Here is an 18,406-nt window from a genome sequence, read left to right as displayed (position 1 = left end):
CACCTGTGCCGGCGCCACCGGTGGCGCGACGATGTGCCGGAAAGGCGGCCGTATTGCCGGATATCGACCATGGCGGCGACGGATTCGCTCTGACCGTTGTCGTGCCATGTCTGAATGAGGCGGACAATATCGACGCGGTCCACGAGGAAATTGTCGCCGAGTTGTCCGGATACGCCGGCCTGGAGATCCTGTTCATCGACGACGGCAGCACCGACACCACCCTGGACCGGTTCCGCGCGCTGGCGGAAAAGGACCCATCGGTGTCCTACCTGTCCTTCACCCGCAACTTCGGGCTGGAAGCGGCATTCTCGGCGGGCTACCGCTATGCCCGCCACCCCTGGATCCTGCACCTGGACGCCGACCTGCAGTTCCCACCCGCCGAGGCGCACAAGCTGATCGAACGGGCCCGCGAGGGCTACGACGCGGTCTTCGGCATCCGGGTGGACCGGCAGGACCGCCTGCTGCGTCGGGCCGCGTCCGGGCTGCACGACCTGATCGCCCGGCGGCTGCTGCGCATCGAGATCCCCGCCGGTGGCACCAGCTTCCGGCTGCTACGCACCGACGTCGCCCGCCGGGTCGTGGACCTGCGCCTGGCCACGCCCTACTTCATGGCGACCCTGCCCCGGCTGACCGGTGCCTGGACGACCGTCCCCACCGCGCACCGCGCCCGTCGCAGCGGCGAGGCCAAGGTGACCGTACGCGGTCTGGCCCGGCACGCCGTGGAGTTGTTCATGTCCCACTCTCCGCGCCCGGTCGTCGCGGCCGGGCAGGTCAGCCTCGCCGCCGCCGCACTGGCGCTGGCCGGCGCGGTCTGCGCCCTGCTGCCCGGCCGCCTGCCCGCCGCGGCGGCCCTGCTCGGGCTGGCGCTGGCCGCCGGCCTGGCCAGCCTGGCCGTCGCCACCCGGTACCTGCTGCACATCGCCCGGCCGCCGGGCCGGCTGCCGCTGTTCCTGATCCGCGAGGCCAACATCCCGACCGCCGCCGAGGACACGCTCGCGCGGCCCCCGGCGCGGCCGGCCCGCGCACCGCTACACCTGCCGGAACCTGCGGCATGAGAACCCTGGCCGTGCTCGGCGGCGCGGACGGGGCCATCACCACCCTCGTCACGGCGGCACGCCTCGGACTGCACACCATCTGCATCGACGCGCGTACCGACGCCCCCGCGATCGCCTACGCCGCGGAGTTCCTCAATCTGAGCACCCGTGACGTGCCCGTGGTCGCCGCCGCGCTCGCCGCCCGCGACGACCTCGCCGGCGTCGTCTCACCCGCCAGTGACGTCAACCTGCCCGCCCAGTACCGGCTGTCGGAGCTGCTCGGCCTCCCCAACGGGCTCTCCCCGCAGGCGCTGCGCGCCTCCGTCGACAAGGGATACTTCCGCGCGGTCTGCGACCGGCTGGGCCAACCCGGACCCCGGTTCGTGCAGGACAGGCCCGAGGCCGTGGTGAGCGGGTGCGGGGACCTGCGCTACCCGGTGATCGTGAAACCGACCGACTCCAGCGGCGGACGCGGCATCAGCCTGTGCGCGTCACCCGCCGAGGTACCCGCCGCCGTGGACGCCGCCGCCGCGTACTCCGCCGCGGGCATCGTGATCGTCGAGGAGTTCCTCGACGGCGAGCACTACGCGGTGGAGGCCGTGGTCGCCGACGGCGAGATCGTGCTCTTCGGGCTCGGCGCACGCACCCTCACCGAGCCGCCGCACTTCGTCACCCTCGAACACGTCATGCCCGGGGCGGACGCGGACCTCGTCGCCCGCTGCCGGGCCACCACCGAGGAGATCGTCGCCGCACTCGACTACCAGTGGGGGTCGCTCAACGCCGACCTGCTCGTCGACCGCGACAACCGGGTGATCGTCATCGAACTGGGGGCGCGCCTGGGCGGCAACGGCTCCGCCGAGCTGCTCGGCCTCGTACACGGCGTCGACGTCACCGCCGCGTACGTGGCAATGGCCGTCGGCGAGCGGCCCGACCTGACCCCCGGGGAGCCGGCCTGCGCGGCGATGCGGGTGCTGCGCGCCGCCCGACCGGGCAAGCTGGTCGCCGTCCGCGGCGACGACACGGTACGGGCACTGCCCGGCCTGGTCGACTTCATCCTCGCGGTGCGTCCGGGCGACCACGTCGAGCCGTACCACCGGGCGGGCGCGAAGCTCGGCTACCTGCTCGCGACCGCCCCCGACCACGACCGGCTACGCGCCACCCTGGCCGCCGTCGACGCCCACCTGCACTTCGACGTAGAACCGGAAGAGCGCCCGTGAGCGGCCCCGACCCGGTCGCATGAGGACAACCGCCCCGACCGCCCTGCCCCGACCGCGCGTCGTGATGGTCCTGCTGGCCGGACGCGGCGCGTACCGGCTCGCCGTGTACGCCGCGGGACTGATCCTGCTGGCCGTGTGGGGTCCGGACGAGTTCGCCGCCTACGCGGGACCTGTCGGCGCGCTCGCCTGGTACACCGTGGCGGTGTCCAGCGGGCCGGAGAAGGCCGCGCTGACCCTGATCGCGCGGCCCGGCGGCGCACACCTGCACCGGCTGGTGCGCGCCGTCGCGGTCACCGGGCTCGCCGTGCCACTGGCCGGATGGCTGCTGCTGGTCGTGGCCGGCGCGGGGGACACAGCGGTCCGCTACGCCGCCGCGGCCACCGCCGCCGGTGGGATCGGCTGCGCCACGGTCCTCGTCGCGCTGTACCGGCTGCGGGGTGCCCCGCTGGTCGACGGAGCGGCGTACCTCGCCGTCGCGGCCGCGTACGCGGCCGCGGTCGCGCTGGCGCTGGCCGGAGCGGGAGCCACCCAGGTTCTCACCGCGCTGGCCGCCGCCGGCATCGCGGTGAACGTCGCGCTGCTCGTCGGCCTCGTGCGCGGCGACCGGAGCACGCCCGCGCCCCCCGGCGGCACGCCCGGTCCCGCAGCAGGTGCGGACACCGCACGGGAGCCGGCGGCGCAGCACCCGGCCCCGCACGAGGGTACGACACGGTGCGCCGACTCGGCTGCGGGTCACGGGGATGCGGTCGCCTCCGACGTACCGGCGCTGCCACGCCGGGTCGCGCTGCGCGCCGCGGCGCTGCTCGGCGTCGCCGAACTGCTGGGCACGGCCGGCGCGTCGGCCCTGTACGCCGCCCTGGCCGCCCTGGGGGACGCCGCCGAGATCAGCCTCTTCTACGTGCTGGTAGTGGTCACGTCGGTGGTGTCCACCGGGTGGGGTTACCTGCTGCGCCTCGTCCAACCCGCCGTCGCGGACCGCTACGAACGGGCCGGCGAGCTGGCCGGCTGGCGGGCCGCCCGGCGGACGCTCGGCGCGACCATGGCGTTCGGGCTGCCCGCAGCGGTCGCGCTGACCGCCGCCGCCACGGCCGGCGCGGGACCGGACCTGGTCTATCCGGCGATCGCCGTGGAGATCGTGCTGTTCGGCGCGAACGCCGTGTCGGCGCTGCTCCTGGAGGTCAGCGGCGCGCGGGGTCGACGCTGGTCGGCGCAGGCGGCGGCGGCGCAGTTCGCCGTCGTCGCCGGGACCGGTTGGCTGCTCGTGCCGGTCACGGGTGCCCTCGGCGGCGTCGCCGCGCTGGTCGCCGGCGAGTTGGTCCGGGCGGCCCTGCTGTGGCTCGCCGCAGGCCGGGCGGTCAGCAGGTGAGGACCGGGCGGTCACGGGCTGGGCGGCCCGGACCGGGTCAGCTGGGAACGTCCACCCGGCACCACACCTCGGCGTCAGCCAGGAACGCGCTGGATGACGCCGTCGGCTCGTGGGTCACCTGTGGTGACCCCGCCACGGCGACCCCGTCGACGGTCAGCCGCCCTGCAGCGCACGGCACGTACACGGTGGAGAGCAGGTTCGGGGTGCCGCCGAGGTTGAACTCGGGCACCCGGATCAGCCGCCGGTCGAGCGGCTCGTCGATCTCCACGACGACGTCGGCGGCCTGCGCGCGGATACCCCGGGCCAGGTCGTAGTCGAGGCAGACCGCGGTGTGCGTCACCGCCGGTGTGCCCCACGGCAGGCCCGCGACCTCCGGAAAGTGCCGGGTGAACTCGTCGGTCAGCCACCGGCCGAGTTCCGGTCGTGGGGTCAGGATCCGGACCTCGCCCGCCTGCCACACCACGACCGCCTGCCCCGGGCCCCGTTCGGACCAGTCCACCCGCCACACCGACGCGAACGCGGTGCGTTCTCCGGCGGCGTCGAACAGGGTGAGTCCGGGGTTGGCACCGATCAGGCGTACCGACATCGTCATCCCTACCCCGCCACGAACCCGTCCGGACCGTGAACCTATCAGTGCTACCCGGGCGTGGAAACGAAGCCTGGACGGCGAATGACCCGATACAGAGCCGCAGTGCCCCCGCACCGCAAGGACTTTCCCGCCTGCGGCATGGCTCTACGGTCGAGTAATCGAACCTGTTCGGCACCTGGGCTTGGTGGTTTGAGAGGGCGTGGCTGCCATGGCATCCGGCATTGTTGTGCGCGTGCTGCGCGTTCTGGCTGGCCCTCATTCGGACCTCCGGCCAGTGCCTGCGCTCGACAGCCCGAAGAGTATGTCCGACACCGTGTTGACTCTCCGTCGAGCAATGTTCACCGCAGACGCTACTGCCCCGTTGTGGTGGGCCACCACGCCACAGAAGTTCCCGGTAGCCCTCGATCCGTCCGGGCGCGTTGACATCGTTGCCGTGAGCACCCGGCTCCAGCCATGCGATTCAGGGATACTGAGCTCTCGGGTGGCGCCTCCAGCGCATGACCGACCAGGGCGGCGCGAGTCCGTCGAGCGAGTCGATCTCCATGGGTTTGAGCGTGTCGGGGTTCAGGGCATCGGGGTAGCGGGCGAAGACCCGTTCGACATAGCGATGCCCGGTGTCCGCCCCCACGACGAGGTGGGTGCGGCCGGGGTCCCGTTGTGCTGTCCAGGCCGCCGCGAGGTAGGCGGCGCCGGTGGACAGGCCTGCGAAGACCGCGTGGTCGCGCATCAGGCCGATCGTGCCAGCCATGGCGTATCGGAATGTCAGCCAGTGAATCTGGTCATAGAGGTCGTGCCGGACGTTGTCGAACGGGATGGCGCTGCCGATGCCGGCGATGATGGCTTCGGGGTCCTGGAACCGTTCGCTGCCGAAGCTCACGCTGCCGAACGGTTGGATGCCGACGAGCGGGGTTGCCGGGTCATGTGCTCGCAGCGGCTGGATCAGCCCTCCGCTGGACGCGCCGGTGCCGACGCTGGACACCACGGCAAGACGCGTGTCCGGCAGCGCGGCGCGCACCAGGTCGGCGAGTTCGGCGTAGCCAAGATAATGAACAGGATCGTGGTACTGGCGCATCCAGTGCATGCCGGGATTGGCGCGCAGCAGCTGGCGTACCCGCTCGACTCGCCGGTTCTGGTCGAGCCGCAGATCGTGCTCGGCCGGCATCTGGTCGACGGTGGCACCGAGGATCTCCAGCTGGGCCCGGATGGTAGGTGTGACCGTGGTGGAGGCGATGATGTGGCACCGTAGGTCGTAGCGGTGGCAGACCATCGCCAGTGCCAGTGCGTAGATGCCGCTCGAGCTGTCGACGAGGGTGTCGCCGGGCCGTATTGTGCCGTCGGCGAGCAGGGCCCGGACGGCGCCGAGCGCGGCGTAGATCTTCAAGGTCTCGAATCGCAGCAGCACAACGTTGTCCGACAGTCTGATCAGGCTGGGAGCCCGGATCGCGTCGGTGATGTGGCTGTGCACGGTCGTTGGCACGTCGGGCAGGTTCGGCAGTGGCATCGGCGGTCGTCCCTGGGTTGAAGCCGGTGGATGGCGGAGACACTTAAAACGCATTGAAGTCGACGCATGTCCGCGTCGGATGGTAAGTCGTGCCGGCGGCCGCATTAGTTCCACGGCGATCGATGTGATGGGTCGGGAACTCTTCGGGCCGACGGGACGACATATACACCGTGACGATTGCCTGCCTCGAGATGCTCTCCTTCGGGCTTGCCCACCTTGTACGTGCCGCCCGGGCTGCCGGCGAGCGCATCGTGCTGCTGACCGGTGTCGAGGAGTTGTACCTGCACGAACTCGCGAAGCTGCCGCCCGAGGCGATCCAGGTCGTCGCCGTGGACACGAACGATCGTGAGGCGGTCTCCCAGGCGCTGCGCGCGATCCAGGACCTCCGGGGTCTGATCAGCTCTACCGACACGTGGGGCGTGACCGGTGCCGAGCTGGCCGTCGAGCTCGGTCTGCCGGGTGTCGACCCGGCGGTCATCCGGCTGGCGCGCGACAAGTCACGCGTCCGGGACCTGCTCCACGGCAATAAACTGAGCCCGTTCCCGGCGTTCGCCGTGGACGACGTGGCCTCGCTGTCGCTCGACGACCTGGCGGCAGCCGTCGGCCTGCCGGCCGTTGTCAAGGACACCGCCGGCACCAGCAGCCGGAACGTGTGGCTCGTCCGCGACGCCGAGGACCTCGCCCGCCTGCACCGGCAGGCCGCGGGCGCGACGCTGTTCGGGCGGTTGTTCGCGGAGCCGTTCCTCGCCGGCCCGGTCTACAGTGCCGAGACTGTGACCTGGGCCGGTCGCACTCGCATGCTGGGGATGTCGAGCCGCCTCATGTCGCCGCAGCCCTGGTTCCGGGAGGACGTGACCGCGTTTCCGGTGGCGATGCCGCCCGACGAGTTCCAGGCGATCGAGGATTGGCTCGGTGACGTGCTGGCGGTCCTCGGCTACACCGATCGGTTCGCCCATGTCGAGCTGGCCATGACCGCCGACGGGCCGCGTCTGATCGAGGTAAATCCGCGGATCGGCGGCGCGCTCGTGGGCGAGTCGATGTGCCGGGCCCTGGATGTGAATGTCTACGGGGGACTGGTCGACCTCGCGCTCGGCCGCCGCCCGCGGCTGCTCGACATGCCGATGGGCGGTGGACCGGCTGTGGCGTTCGTACTGGCGTACCCGGACAGACCCGGAGACCTAGTTGCCGTGCATGGCCTCGACGACATCGCCCGCTACCCTGGTCGACCCGAGTGGTACCCGACCAGGGCGGTCGGCGCCTCCATCGAGCACCTCAACGACGGGCGCGGCTACGTGGGGATCCTGTTGGCCGAGGGGCCGACCGCGGAGATCGCCACACACCGCGCCGTGGCCGCGGCGGGTGCCGTGCGTGTCGAAACCCGCCCCGCGTGCTAGGGCCGGGTGCCACGCACGATGAGCCGCCGGGCGTGGTTGTCGAAGGGCTCGGCATCGAATCCGCCGAAACACTCGACGCCGGTGAAGCCCGCCGCGGTGAGCATCCGCTTGAGCTCGGCGGCACTGTAGAGGTAATGCGTGATGGAAGCCTGCCGGGCCCGGCCGCCGCGGACGAGGTAGAAGTCGTCCCGGAAACGAGTCCAGTCATCCAGGACGGTTCCGCGTACGATCAGCGTTCCCCCATCGACGTCGGAAATGATCGGCGCGGCCCCGTCTCGGGCCGCGATCTCCTTGCCGTACAGGTCGATGAGGAGCCGGCCGCCGGGTGCGAGGCTGGTGAGCGCGTTGCGCAGCACCTGCACGTTCTCGTCGTGGTCGTCGAACAGGCCGAACGACGTGTACATGCTGATCATCAGGTCGAACTGGCCGGCCTCGACGAACCGGCGCATGTCCGCTCGCAGCAGCCGCACGTCGACCCCGGCCTCGACCGCTGCCGTCGCGGCCCGATCGAGCAGCGCTGCGCTCAGATCCACCCCGGTCACCTGCGCGCCGCGGCGGGCCAGCGGGATCGTGTACGTGCCCGGCCCGCATCCCAGGTCGAGCACCCTGGTGCCGGGCGACAGCCGCAGCAGCGGCGACGAGGCGACTGTCGTCTCGGCCTGCGCGGCACGTTCGGGCGAGAAGAACACCGCCGAGAAATCGGTCCACATCGACTCGTCCTCGAACCACTCCATTTGCCGTCCCCTCCGCCACCGGTCAGATCCACTTTCTTGTATATGTCGTTGCTGGTGCCCGATCGGTTCCGGCGCGTCCGACGATCGGAGAGAGGCATGTCATGCTGAGCCTGTCCGTCGAGCGTGTTTCGCTGCGGCTGACCGAGACCGTGCGAAGCTCCCGCGGCGAGATCAACGCTGTGGACACCTGCATGGTCACCGTCACCCATGCCGGCATCGTTGCCTACGGTGAGGGCACGCCGATCGAGTACGACGGGGTCACCGCGGACGATGTCGCACGGGCCATCGAGGCCGACGGCCCTGCCCTGCTCGGTCCCGACCTGACCGACCCGCAGGCGGCGCTCGAACGTGTCGACGCCTGGGACGCGCCGGCCGGCGCCCGGATGGCCTTGGACGGCGCGCTGCACGACTGGATCGGCAAGGTCGGCCGACGACCGACCTGGCAGATCCTCGCCGCGCCCCGCCGGATCGGGCCGACGGTGTACACGATCGGGATCGCGAGTCCGGCCGAAGCCGCTACTGCGGTCCGCAACGCACCGCAGGTGGGTGCGTTCAAGGTGAAGGTCGGCGGCCCCGACGACATCGATGTCCTCGACGCCATCCGGCAGGTAACACCGCTGCCGATCCGGATCGACGCGAATGAGGCGTGGGACCTCAGCACTGCGCGCGCCCTCACGCCACGTCTGCGCGCGCTCGGCGTGCACCTCGTCGAGCAGCCCTTCCCACGTAGCCGCATCGATGACTACGTCCGCTACAGAGAGCTTCCCGACCGGCTCCCGATCGTCCTGGACGAAGGATGCACCGACGTGGCAAGCGTCCACGCCGCCCTGGAACACTCCGACGGCATCGTCGTCAAGCTGTGCAAGGCGGGCGGCGTCCGCGCCGCACGACGGGTCATGACAGCCGCCCGGCAAGCCGGGCTCACGGTGCTGCTCAGCTGCATGTGCGAGTCGGAACTCGCCATCAGCCAGGCCGCGCTGCTCGCCCCGCTGGCCGACCACATCGACCTCGACGGGCACCTCTACCTCCGCGATCAGCCCTTCCGCGGACTCGGACTCGAGGGCGGGTGGATCGTCCTGGGCGACGGACCCGGGCTCGGGGTGGCGCCCGCGACCAGCCAGAGACGGAGTTGACGGTGAACTGGTACGAGGACATGAACCTGTGGTCCGGCTTCTCGGAGGTGCTCTTCACACCCGAGCGTGCGCGGGCCGCCGCCGATGCGGTCGCCACCTCACCCCTGCTCGCGTTCGCTCCCGCAAGCCGCGTGCTCGACCAGTGCTGCGGCACGGGGTTCTTCACCGCGCCGCTGGCTCGCCGTGGCTACCAGGTGACCGGCGTGGACCTGCACCCCGAGTTGCTCGAACGCGCTGCGTCCGCGTGCGCCGACGCCGGCGCGACGGCGTCCTTCGTGCGAGCGGACGTTCGCGAGTACGGGGTGCCGGAGGCGTACGACGTCGTGGTGAACATGTACACCTCCTTCGGCTACTTCGACGATCACGAGGACAACATGCGGGTGCTGCACAACGCCCACCGTTCCCTCGCTCCAGGCGGCCAGCTGCTCGTCGATCTGCTGAGCAAGGAGACATACGCGTCGTGGGTCGGACCACCGAAGATCGTCGACGTGCCCGGCGGCATGGTGGTGATGCGCGACACGATCCTGGACGACTGGACCCGCTACCGAACCGACTGGACCCTGGTGCGGGGCGACACCGCCGCGCACACCTCCCTCACCTGCTACGTCTACAGCGCCGCCGAACTGCGCGCCATGTTCGCGGAGGCAGGATTCGGGAAGATCGAGTGCTTCGGCAATCTGGACGGCGGCCCCTACGACGCCAACGCGACCCGACTGATCATCCGGGGCAGCAAGGGAAGCGGGTGAGACCCGCCGCACTCGGCTCGTTCACCGGGGTGCGGATCGCCCTGCTCGGCAGCGGGCTGCTCGTCAACCTGATCGGCTTCTCCGTCTACCCGTACCTGGCGATCCTGCTGCGGCATCGGATGGGCCTGAGCATGGATCAGGTCGGCGTCGTCCTGGGGCTGACGGCATTCGTGCAGTTCGCCGGCGGAGCGCCGGGCGCGGTGCTGGCGGAGCACCTCGGCCTGCGGCGTTCGCTGCTGCTGGCCATGGCGCTGCAGACGCTCGGTTCGCTGGGACTGCTCGCTGGCGAGGTATGGCCGGCGGTGACAGTCCTGGCGCTGATGATCCGGTCGGCGGCCACCGCTCTGTACTCGCCCGCGGTCCGCGCCTACACGGTGCACGGCGCGGGCCCGGACGAGCAGCCGCGGCTGGTGTCGGCGAGCTACGCCACCGGCAACGCCGGGATCGCCCTCGGGCCGGTGGTAGGTGCGCTGTTCATCAACGACCCGGGGGTGATGTTCGCCGCCGCGGCCACCCTGCATGCCGCACTGACGATCGGACACGCGCTCCTGCCGCCAGACTCCCGTGGCCATGCCCGGGCCGTCGAGCCGCTGCACCGTGCCCTGAGCGGACTGGCGGTTCTGCCGTTCACGGTGACTGCCCTGACCATCTACCTCCACCTGTACTTCTACCAGTATCTCGCGTCCTTTGCGGAAGGAAGGGTGCCCACGGTGTTCTACGGATCAGCCATGATGGGCTATTCGCTGCTGCTGGTCGTGCTGCAACCACTCTTGGCCGGGCGGGTCGAACAGATGCGGTACACCCAGGCGATGACGATCGGGTTCGGTGGCCTGGCCATCGGCATGACCGCATTCGCCGGCGGGCACGAACTCACGATCGCCGCCGGCATCGTCGCCCTCGGCGTGGGCAACTCGATACTCTTCCTCAAGAACGTCCTTGAGGCGCTCGCCGTCACCCCCCGCTCGGCGGCGGTGGTCTTCGGGCACCAGCGGCTCGCCGAAGGTGTCGGCGCGCTCCTCAGCGGTGTCGTCGGCGGCGTCGTCTACCAGGCGTTCGAGACCGCCGGACACCTGCCCGGGCTATGGCTGGCCGTGGCCGCCCAGTGTGTGCTGCTGCCGATCCTGGTCGTACTGGTGTGCCGAAGGCTCCGGCACCCCGCGACCGCACCGGTGGGTCCCCGATGAACCCGGCCGATGCAGTCGCCGCGGCCCGCGCCGTCGCGGGGCGCCTGCGCGAGGACGTGGTCGCGCGCGAGCGCGCCAACCGACCGCCGCGCGCCGAGATCCAGCTGCTACGCGGCAGCGGTCTACTCGCGGCCGATCCCGACGACCTCGAGACGACGCACCTCGTCACCCGCATCGTCGCAGCGTCCGACGCCTCGATCGGACACCTCCTCGGCTACCACTACACACACCTCTGGCGCGCTCGCCTGTACGACAACGCCGACCTGGCCCGCCGACTGCGACAAGATGTCAGAGCCGAAGGGCTCTTCGTGGCGTCCGTCAGCAACCCGCGCGACACCATCGTGGCGACCACGACCGGAGACACGTTCACGGTCTCCGGCCGGGGTGCGTTCGCCACCGGATGTGCGGTCGCTGACCGGATCCTGGTCGGCGCGATTCGCGACGACCAGGCGTCCCGCATCGTGGTGGTCGTACCCGGTGACGTGGACGGGCTCTCGCATCCGCCGGACTGGGACAACCTGGGTCAGCGCTTGACGGCCAGCGGCAGCATCGTCCTGCGGGATGTCACGGCCGGCTCCGCCGACGTGCTGGGCACCTTCCCGCCGGGTGAGGACGAGACGAGCCCGAGATGGCAGCAACTGTCGCTCGTCTCCCTCGCCTTCCAAACAGTGCTCACCCAGGTACTCGTCGGCGTCACCGAGGGAGCGTTGGACGAGGCTGCCAGCTACACGCGGGAGCAGTCCCGGCCCTGGCCAGCCAGCGGGCTGGCCAGGGCCGTCGACGACCCGCACGTGCTCGCCGGATACGGCGAACTCGCCGCGAGCCTCCAGGCGGCGCGATTGCTGGCCGACGACGCGACCCGCGCCCTCGCCGAGGCCGACCGGCGGGGCCCGGACCTGACCCCGGCCGAACGTGGCCGGACCGCGCTGACGGTCTCGGCCGCGAAGGTCGTAGCTACCCGCCTCGCGATGGAGGCAACGAGCCGGATCTTCGAACTCACCGGGGCTCGCGCCACTACACGCTCATCCGGACTGGACCGCTTCTGGCGTGACGCCCGGACGCTCACCGTCCACGATCCAGTCGTTTATAAGGCCCGGGAACTCGGCGTGCACCTGCTCACCGGCACCGCGCCACCGACCACGGCGTACAGCTGAGATCCGTTGCTCAGCGGATCGCGACCAGGACCCGCTCTTCGAGATCCTGCCAGACCACGCCGACCTCGGTCAGCCCGGCCTCCACGAGGGCGGCCTGGTGATAGTCGAGCGTGGCACCCGTCCAGTCACGGGCCCCTTCTGGCCACAGCGTCTGCCGCTCGGCGACGGCGTCGGCCAGCGCCGGGTGCGCTTCGACGGCCGCCCACCAGTCCTCCCACGGCTCGGCGCCGGCGTCGATCGCGTGCTGCTGGCGTCCCCGGTCGATGGCCTCGCAGGCGGCCCGGAGACGGCTGCCCGCGGGTAGTGGTAGGTAGTCGGCGTTGACCAGGACGCCACCCGGGCGGAGCAACCCGGCCGCGGTACGGTAGACCGCCGTCAGCGCGGGCGGCGTGAGCCAGTGCAGCGCCGTGCTGGACAGGACGGCATCGAACGAGCCCTCACCGGATTCACTGCCGAGCCGCTCCGACCACGACGGATCACGAAGGTCCGCCCGGACCCAACGCAGCCGCCCGCCCTGGTCGCCGAGCGCGCCCTCGCCGATGGCGAGCAGCACCGGATCGGTGTCAAGCGCCACCGCGCGGCCCTCGGGAAAGCGGCGGAGAAAGCGTTCGCTGATGGCGCCGGGACCGCAGGCGAGATCGAGCACCGTCAGGCCGGGCCGCGGGCAGAGCTGCTCCAGGACGTCGAACATCACGGTGAACACCCGCTCGCGTTGCTCGATGTAGATGTCCTGCTGGACATCCCAACGGCGCAGCAGGTCGGCGAACGAGGCCTGCGCGATCGTCTGGTCGATCATGCTTGCTCCTGATTCTGTCGGTGACAGGCGACGGACTCGTCGGGACGGGGGCCGACGATCAGTGGTGGGCGTTCGGCTTCGCACCGGTCGAACGCCCGCCGGCAACGCGGGTTGAAGGCGCACCCGTCGATGCTGGCGAGCGGGCCGGGCATCTCCCCACGCAGCGCAGGGGCCGGCGCAGGGTCCGCGTCGAGGCGTGGGACGGCCGCAAGCAACGCCTGCGTGTACGGGTGCCGGGCGGCATCCATCAGGCGCAGCGTGGGTGCGCTCTCGACGATTCGGCCCCGGTACATGACGGCCACCCGGTCGGCGAGTTGGCGCACCACGGCGAGATCATGCGCGATGAACAGGCAGCCGAGCCCGAGCCTGTCCACCAGGTCCCGGATCAGGTTGAGGACGGTGGCCTGCACGGGCGCGTCGAGGGCCGTGACCGGTTCGTCGCAGATCAGCAGCCGGGGCCGCACCGCGAGAGCGCGCGCGATCGCGACGCGTTGGCGCTGCCCTCCACTGAGCTCACGCGGCCGCCGCCCGGCGAGACCCGGGTCCAGCTCGACCAGGTCGAGCAGTTCCGCCACCCGCCGGCGGCGTGCCGCCCGAGAGCCGATGCGGTGGATGTGCAGTGGTTCGGCGAGCGCCCGGGCGACCGTCTGCCGCGGACTCAGCGACTGGAACGGATCCTGAAAGACCATCTGTACCGCCCGCCGGTACGCCCGCAGGGCGTCACCACGCAGCGCGTGGACGTCCGCGCCGTCCAGAGACACCGTGCCGGCGATCGGGCGTTCGAGCCGCACCACGGTCCGGGCGATTGTCGACTTGCCGCAACCGGACTCACCCACGAGCGCCAGCAGCTCGCCGGGGCGGACACTCAGGTCGACGTCCCGGACCACCGGCACGAGCCTGCCGGCGATCGGGAACGCCACTCGCACTGCGGCCAGCTCAAGCACCGTCGTCCCCGATCGGCCGCGCCACCGTCGGACGCACCCAGCAGGCAGAGGAGTGCCCTGGCGCCACCGGTTCCAGCGGCGGTTCCTCGACGTGACATCGCGTCGTGGCACGTGCGCAGCGCGGCGCGAACGCGCAGGCACCCACCTTGCGCCGGGTCGGCTCCGCGGGCGGAAGGGTCCGGAACCGGGTTCCGGGCACCGCCGTGGGTGACGGCACCGCGTCGAGCAGACCGTGCGTGTACGGATGGTCGGGCCGGCTCACGACGTCGGCTGCCGGCCCGACCTCGACGATGCGGCCGGCGTAGCAGACCGCGATGTCGTCGGCGATCCGGGCGGCCGCCGCGATGTCGTGGCTGATGAGGATCAACCCCATTCCGGTGGATTCGCGCAGATCCGCCAGCAGAGAATGGATCTGGGCCTGGGTTGTGACGTCCAACGCCGAGGTCGGTTCGTCGGCGATGAGGATCTCCGGCTCTCCGGCCAGGGCCAGGGCGATCATCACCCGCTGGCACATGCCGCCGGACAGCGTGTGCGGGTAGGCGGAGACCTGCGACTCCGGTTCCGGGAGACCGGCCATTTTCAACAGCTCAAGCGATCGGGCGCGCTCTAGGCCGCGTGGGACGCCACCAGCGTGCCGCACCGCGTCGTCGAGCAGTGCGCCCACCGTCCGAACCGGGTTGAGCGCACCCCGCGCGTCCTGCAACACCACACCGACCCGGCGTCCCCGCACCGCCTCCCAGATCGCCGGTCCGCCGCCGAGCAGGTCGACCTGGCCCAGGACCGCGCGACCGCTGACCTGCGCGGTGGCATCGACCAGCCCGAGCGGGGCGAGGGTGGACAGCGTCTTGCCGCTCCCGCTCTCCCCGACGATCGCCAACGCCCTTCCAGGAGCCACGCGGTAGCCGATACCGTCCACCACCTTCCGTCCGGCGAAGGCGACCGCGAGTTCCTCGACCTGGTACGGGCCGGCGGTCGAGCCGTTCATCCGGGCGCGCCGCCGCGGCAACCCGAGCCGTACCAGCGGCAGGTCATCGGTGGCGAACTGCTCGGCCAGCAGGTTGCTGGCGAGGACGACGGCGGCGATGGCCAGGCCGGGTGGCAGCGCGAGCCACAGGGCGGAGTCCAGATACGGGCGGGCGTCGATGAGCATCTGCCCCCACTCTGGTTCGGGCGGCGGGATGCCGAGACCGAGAAAGCTGAGAAACGCCAGCGACAGCACGATGAAACCGATCTCGATGCTCGCGTAGACGAGCACCGGTGCTGCCAGGGCGGGCAGCGCGTGCTGAAAGAGGATCCGGAACCGGGACGCGCCGAGCACCTGCAGCGCATCGAAGTAGGCGCTGCGGCGGAGACTGACGAACCGCCCGCGCGCCAACCGGGCGAATGGCGGCCAACCGGTGAGGGACAGGGCCAGAACGAGGTTGGCGCTGCCGTGACCGCGCACACCCAGGATGGCCAGCGCGACGATCAGCGAGGGCAGCGTCAGCGTCACGTCCATCAACCACAACGCCACGCGATCCAGCCAGCCGCCGAGGAAGCCGCCGGCGGCACCGATCACCACCCCGACAGTGACGGACACGGCGAGCACCGCCGCGGCCAGTATCAGCGAGGCCTGCGCACCGTACAGCAGGCGGGACAACTGGTCCCGGCCCAATTGGTCGGTGCCCAGCAGATGCTCCACCGACGGCCGCGTCAGGCTGGCCGTCAGATCGTTGGCGATCGGGTCGTACGGAGCGATGACCGGCGCCAGGGCCCCGGCCATGACGAAACCCAGCAACGGCAGTGCGTAGATCACCGTGCGACGCCGGCGGCCCGCCCCCGACGCCGTCATCCGCCGCTCACCCGCGGGTCGATCCGGCCGTGCAGCCGGTCGGCCAGCCGGTTGGTCGCGGTGAAGGCCAGCGCGAAGCACAGCACGCACGCCTGGATCGCCATCAGGTCGCGGAAGTTCACGGCCTGGACGAAGTAGTCACCGATACCGTTGTGGGCGAAGACGGTCTCCACCACCAGGGCTCCGGTGAGCATGCCGCCGACGATCAAGCCGATCGTGTTGAGGACGGCGCCGGCGACGTTGGGCAGCGCGTCGCGTACGACGATGGACACTGTGGGCGCGCCGCGCGCCTGCGCGGCGCGTACATACGGTTGGGCGAGTGCCTCGCGCAGTGACACGGCGACCACACGGCTGAGCAGGCCGACAGCCGGTAGGGCGAGGACGACCACCGGCATCACGTATCCGGCGGGACCGCCGTCGGCGGAGGTGGGCAGCAGACCCAGTTGCTCGGCGAGCACGACGACCAGTAGGTAGCTGACCCAGAAGGTGGGCAACGAGACGGCGAGTAGGCCCGTCAGCCGCAGGCCGCGCCGAGCCGGACGCCACGGCAGCATGGCAGCCAGCGCACCGACCAGAAGGCCCAGCGGCAACGCCGCAACCGCCGTCAGCCCGGCCAGCGACAGCGTGACCGGGACCCGTTCCGCCAGCTCGGTCAGGACCGGCCGGCCGGTGCGCGCCGACTTCCCGAGATCACCCTGCACGGCGTGGCCGAGCCAACGGACGTAACGTTCGGGGACGCTGCCCTCCATTCCCAGCTCGCGCCGGGCCGAGGCGACCTGGTCCTCGGTGACGCCGGGGTGCCCGGCCCGCTGCTGCGCGAGCCGGGTGGCGGCGTCACCGGGAGCCAGCGCGATGAGCCCGAACGCCAGCAGCGACGTGATTCCGAGAACCAGCGCCAACTCGGCGGCCAGCCGGGCCGACCACCGGGTCCAGCGCACGAGCAGACCGTTCATCGTTGCAGCGTCACCGTGGACAGGTCGAAGTCATACTCCGTGTGCGGCACCTGGAAGCCCTTGACCGCCGGGCCGACGGCCCACACCCGTGGCCGGTACGCGATCGGCACGAAGGCGGCCTCCCGGTTCAGCACGGCCCAGGCCTCCTGGTAGTTCTTGGCGCGGGTGGCGGCGTCCCGGGCGTACAACGCGCCGTTGACGAGCCGTTCGACCTCGTCGGTCTTCCACAGACCGGGATCCTTACGGTCGCCGGTCAGGAAGCCGACCACGAACCCCGACGGGTCGTAAGGGGCGCCGTAGGTTTCCATGAAGGCGAGGTCGTACTTGCCGGCGTGCAGGTCGTCGTAGAACGTGGCCTCGTCGACCGCGACGATGTTCACGGTGATCCCGACCTCGGCCAGCGCCGAGGCGACGGCCTGAGCGCTGAGCCGCGAGTCCTGCCAGCCGACGGCGGCCGTCGACGGGATCCGCAGGGACAGGACCAGCTGCTTGCCATCCTTGACCCGGCCCTTCCCGTCCTGGCGCCACCCGGCCGCATCGAGAGTCCGGCGGGCCTGGTCGGGATCGAAGGGCAGGCTCTGCGGCGCCCCCGCGTCCGGGATTCCCGGCGCGAACAGCGTGGTCGCGGGCTTGGCCTGACCGGCGTAGAGCACCTTGGTCAGGGTCTCCCGGTCCAGGGCGTACCGCACCGCCTCGCGGATCGCCTTGTCGCCCGCGACGCCGTTGAGGTTGAAGCCGAGCATGACGGTGATGTCCGGATCACCGTGCAGCACCGTGACCCGCTCGTCCTTGCCGAGGGTGGCCGCCTCGGTCGGCGAGATCGGTGCCAGGTAACTGCCGCCGAGCATGTCCACCTCGCCCGCGCGCAGCGCGGAGACGCGGGTCTGCGAGTCCTTTCTGACGCTGAACTCAACCCGGTCGATCTTCGGTTTGGCGCCCCAATAGCCGTCGTTGCGGACCAGGCTCGCGGCCGTCGTCGTGATCTGTTCCAGCCGCCATGGCCCGGTACCGATGGCCTTGGTGAACTTCCCGGAAGCGTCGACGGCCTTGGGGCTCATGAAGCCGGGGGGCCGGGTGAAGGTCAGCTCCTGCAGCAGCGGGTCGTAGGCGCGTTCGAGGCGCAGCCGCAGCTTCATCGGCCCAGGCACCTCCACGGCCTTGATGATCTTCGAGGCGGCCAGCCAGGAGTGCGACTCCTTGCCCACCCAGCGATCGAGGTTCCACTTCGCCGCCTGTGCGTCGAACGGCGTGTCGTCGTGAAACTTCACACCGGTCCGCAGCTCGAAGTCGATCGTGAGCCCGTCCGCCGCGACCTGCCACGACGTGGCCAAGCCCGGTTCCAGGCGACCACCCTGTCCGTACTTCACCAGCGTCTCGAAGACCATCGGGGCGATGAACCAGTCCCCGTTGTAGTCGTGCGGGTCCTGGTCGCCGTACTCGTTCGCGTTCGCCACGCGTAGCGTGCCGCCGGTCGCAGCGGTTCGATCGGTGTCCCCGGATCCGCTGGCCGCGCAACCTGCCACCAGAACTGCCAGCACCGCCAGTGCGGCCAGCGCCCGGGCTGGTCGGCGGGCCCGTACCAGCGAGGAACCTTCGTCCGAATATCGAGCGACACGCATCAATGACCCTTCCGGAGTGGTATCTGCGCTGACCGTGGGTGGCGGACACCCTTACCTCGGGAAGGAGGCCGGGGTGATTCGCAGACATAGTCGTCTGACGACAAGCGAAAGTTCCCGAGGTGAGCCGGCGACCGGATCGGCGGACCAGTCGGGTGATGCGGTATGCCGACCGGGCGCGGGAGTGTGGCGTTGTCGGCTCCGTCTCACGCAG

At 70.9% G+C, this 18,406-nt stretch carries 16 protein-coding genes; 8 read left to right on the top strand and 8 right to left on the bottom strand.

Annotated features, from left to right (window positions below; all coding sequences use genetic code 11):
- The first annotated feature begins 101 nt into the window (after positions 1–101).
- The 3 genes from ACN265_RS19555 to ACN265_RS19545 are packed head-to-tail and all read left to right on the top strand — an operon-like array spanning position 102 to position 3,617.
- Entirely contained in the window at positions 102–1,055 is a 954-nt protein-coding gene (locus tag ACN265_RS19555) for a glycosyltransferase family 2 protein (protein WP_421408876.1), read from the top strand.
- The gene (locus tag ACN265_RS19550) at positions 1,052–2,251 is read left to right on the top strand and encodes an ATP-grasp domain-containing protein (RefSeq protein ID WP_420115324.1); all 1,200 of its coding nucleotides are present in this window, start codon (positions 1,052–1,054) and stop codon (positions 2,249–2,251) included. The genes ACN265_RS19555 and ACN265_RS19550 overlap by 4 nt, the downstream gene beginning before the upstream one ends.
- A 19-nt stretch (positions 2,252–2,270) precedes the next feature.
- Complete coding sequence (locus ACN265_RS19545; RefSeq protein WP_421408875.1) at positions 2,271–3,617, top strand: hypothetical protein; 1,347 nt, start codon at positions 2,271–2,273, stop codon at positions 3,615–3,617.
- Between the two features lie 37 nt (positions 3,618–3,654).
- Here ACN265_RS19545 and ACN265_RS19540 read toward each other — a convergent pair whose 3' ends face one another.
- Together ACN265_RS19540 and ACN265_RS19535 are read right to left on the bottom strand one after the other, a co-directional pair.
- Positions 3,655–4,203 carry a hypothetical protein gene (locus tag ACN265_RS19540; RefSeq protein WP_420115322.1) on the bottom strand — a complete coding sequence of 183 codons (549 nt, stop codon included), beginning with the start codon at positions 4,201–4,203 and terminating at the stop codon, positions 3,655–3,657.
- 463 nt (positions 4,204–4,666) lie between these two features.
- On the bottom strand, positions 4,667–5,707 hold the full coding sequence (locus ACN265_RS19535) for a pyridoxal-phosphate dependent enzyme (RefSeq protein WP_420115321.1): 1,041 nt from the start codon (positions 5,705–5,707) through the stop codon (positions 4,667–4,669).
- A gap of 170 nt (positions 5,708–5,877) precedes the next feature.
- Between ACN265_RS19535 and ACN265_RS19530 the strand changes: the two genes are divergently transcribed.
- On the top strand, positions 5,878–7,101 hold the full coding sequence (locus ACN265_RS19530) for an ATP-grasp domain-containing protein (RefSeq protein ID WP_421408874.1): 1,224 nt from the start codon (positions 5,878–5,880) through the stop codon (positions 7,099–7,101).
- Here ACN265_RS19530 and ACN265_RS19525 read toward each other — a convergent pair.
- Positions 7,098–7,835 (bottom strand): class I SAM-dependent methyltransferase, encoded by a 738-nt coding sequence (locus tag ACN265_RS19525; RefSeq protein ID WP_421408873.1) that lies wholly within the window; start codon positions 7,833–7,835, stop codon positions 7,098–7,100. The genes ACN265_RS19530 and ACN265_RS19525 overlap by 4 nt on opposite strands.
- A 101-nt stretch (positions 7,836–7,936) precedes the next feature.
- On the opposite strand from ACN265_RS19525, the gene ACN265_RS19520 reads away from it, so the two are divergent.
- From ACN265_RS19520 to ACN265_RS19505, 4 genes are read left to right on the top strand one after another with little or no spacing between them, the layout of a single operon-like run.
- The gene (locus tag ACN265_RS19520; protein ID WP_421408872.1) at positions 7,937–8,968 is read left to right on the top strand and encodes an enolase C-terminal domain-like protein; all 1,032 of its coding nucleotides are present in this window, start codon (positions 7,937–7,939) and stop codon (positions 8,966–8,968) included.
- Between the two features lie 2 nt (positions 8,969–8,970).
- Positions 8,971–9,714: a class I SAM-dependent methyltransferase gene (locus ACN265_RS19515; protein WP_420115317.1), complete on the top strand. Its 744-nt coding sequence runs from the start codon at positions 8,971–8,973 to the stop codon at positions 9,712–9,714.
- A 29-nt stretch (positions 9,715–9,743) separates the two neighbouring features.
- Positions 9,744–10,898 carry an MFS transporter gene (locus ACN265_RS19510; protein WP_420115316.1) on the top strand — a complete coding sequence of 385 codons (1,155 nt, stop codon included), beginning with the start codon at positions 9,744–9,746 and terminating at the stop codon, positions 10,896–10,898.
- Positions 10,895–12,052 (top strand): acyl-CoA dehydrogenase family protein, encoded by a 1,158-nt coding sequence (locus tag ACN265_RS19505; RefSeq protein ID WP_421408871.1) that lies wholly within the window; start codon positions 10,895–10,897, stop codon positions 12,050–12,052. The genes ACN265_RS19510 and ACN265_RS19505 overlap by 4 nt, the downstream gene beginning before the upstream one ends.
- 10 nt (positions 12,053–12,062) lie before the next feature.
- Here ACN265_RS19505 and ACN265_RS19500 read toward each other — a convergent pair whose 3' ends face one another.
- Genes ACN265_RS19500 through ACN265_RS19480 form a run of 5 tightly spaced genes read right to left on the bottom strand, consistent with a single transcriptional unit; the run spans position 12,063 to position 18,030 of the window.
- On the bottom strand, positions 12,063–12,848 hold the full coding sequence (locus ACN265_RS19500; RefSeq protein WP_421408870.1) for a class I SAM-dependent methyltransferase: 786 nt from the start codon (positions 12,846–12,848) through the stop codon (positions 12,063–12,065).
- Positions 12,845–13,774, bottom strand: a complete 930-nt coding sequence (locus ACN265_RS19495) for an oligopeptide/dipeptide ABC transporter ATP-binding protein (RefSeq protein ID WP_421408869.1) — start codon at positions 13,772–13,774, stop codon at positions 12,845–12,847. The genes ACN265_RS19500 and ACN265_RS19495 overlap by 4 nt, the downstream gene beginning before the upstream one ends.
- A gap of 10 nt (positions 13,775–13,784) precedes the next feature.
- On the bottom strand, positions 13,785–15,587 hold the full coding sequence (locus ACN265_RS19490) for a dipeptide/oligopeptide/nickel ABC transporter permease/ATP-binding protein (protein WP_421408868.1): 1,803 nt from the start codon (positions 15,585–15,587) through the stop codon (positions 13,785–13,787).
- Between the two features lie 32 nt (positions 15,588–15,619).
- Positions 15,620–16,576, bottom strand: a complete 957-nt coding sequence (locus ACN265_RS19485; protein ID WP_421408867.1) for an ABC transporter permease — start codon at positions 16,574–16,576, stop codon at positions 15,620–15,622.
- Entirely contained in the window at positions 16,573–18,030 is a 1,458-nt protein-coding gene (locus ACN265_RS19480) for an ABC transporter substrate-binding protein (RefSeq protein ID WP_421408866.1), read from the bottom strand. The genes ACN265_RS19485 and ACN265_RS19480 overlap by 4 nt, the downstream gene beginning before the upstream one ends.
- Positions 18,031–18,406: the final 376 nt, after the last annotated feature.

Source organism: Micromonospora sp. WMMD730, assembly GCF_049178955.1.
GTDB lineage: Bacteria > Actinomycetota > Actinomycetes > Mycobacteriales > Micromonosporaceae > Micromonospora > Micromonospora wenchangensis.
The sequence above is the reverse complement of the archived record's forward strand: the minus strand, read 5'-3'. Positions and strand labels throughout refer to the sequence as shown.

Excerpts from the sequence above, each read along its gene's own strand:
- ACN265_RS19550 (WP_420115324.1), top strand. The coding sequence starts at position 1,052 with ATGAGAACCCTGGCCGTGCTCGGCGGCGCGGACGGGGCCATCACCACC.
- ACN265_RS19545 (WP_421408875.1), top strand. The coding sequence starts at position 2,271 with ATGAGGACAACCGCCCCGACCGCCCTGCCCCGACCGCGCGTCGTGATG.
- ACN265_RS19540 (WP_420115322.1), bottom strand. The coding sequence starts at position 4,203 with ATGTCGGTACGCCTGATCGGTGCCAACCCCGGACTCACCCTGTTCGAC.
- ACN265_RS19535 (WP_420115321.1), bottom strand. The coding sequence starts at position 5,707 with ATGCCACTGCCGAACCTGCCCGACGTGCCAACGACCGTGCACAGCCAC.
- ACN265_RS19525 (WP_421408873.1), bottom strand. The coding sequence starts at position 7,835 with ATGGAGTGGTTCGAGGACGAGTCGATGTGGACCGATTTCTCGGCGGTG.
- ACN265_RS19520 (WP_421408872.1), top strand. The coding sequence starts at position 7,937 with ATGCTGAGCCTGTCCGTCGAGCGTGTTTCGCTGCGGCTGACCGAGACC.
- ACN265_RS19505 (WP_421408871.1), top strand. The coding sequence starts at position 10,895 with ATGAACCCGGCCGATGCAGTCGCCGCGGCCCGCGCCGTCGCGGGGCGC.
- ACN265_RS19500 (WP_421408870.1), bottom strand. The coding sequence starts at position 12,848 with ATGATCGACCAGACGATCGCGCAGGCCTCGTTCGCCGACCTGCTGCGC.
- ACN265_RS19485 (WP_421408867.1), bottom strand. The coding sequence starts at position 16,576 with ATGAACGGTCTGCTCGTGCGCTGGACCCGGTGGTCGGCCCGGCTGGCC.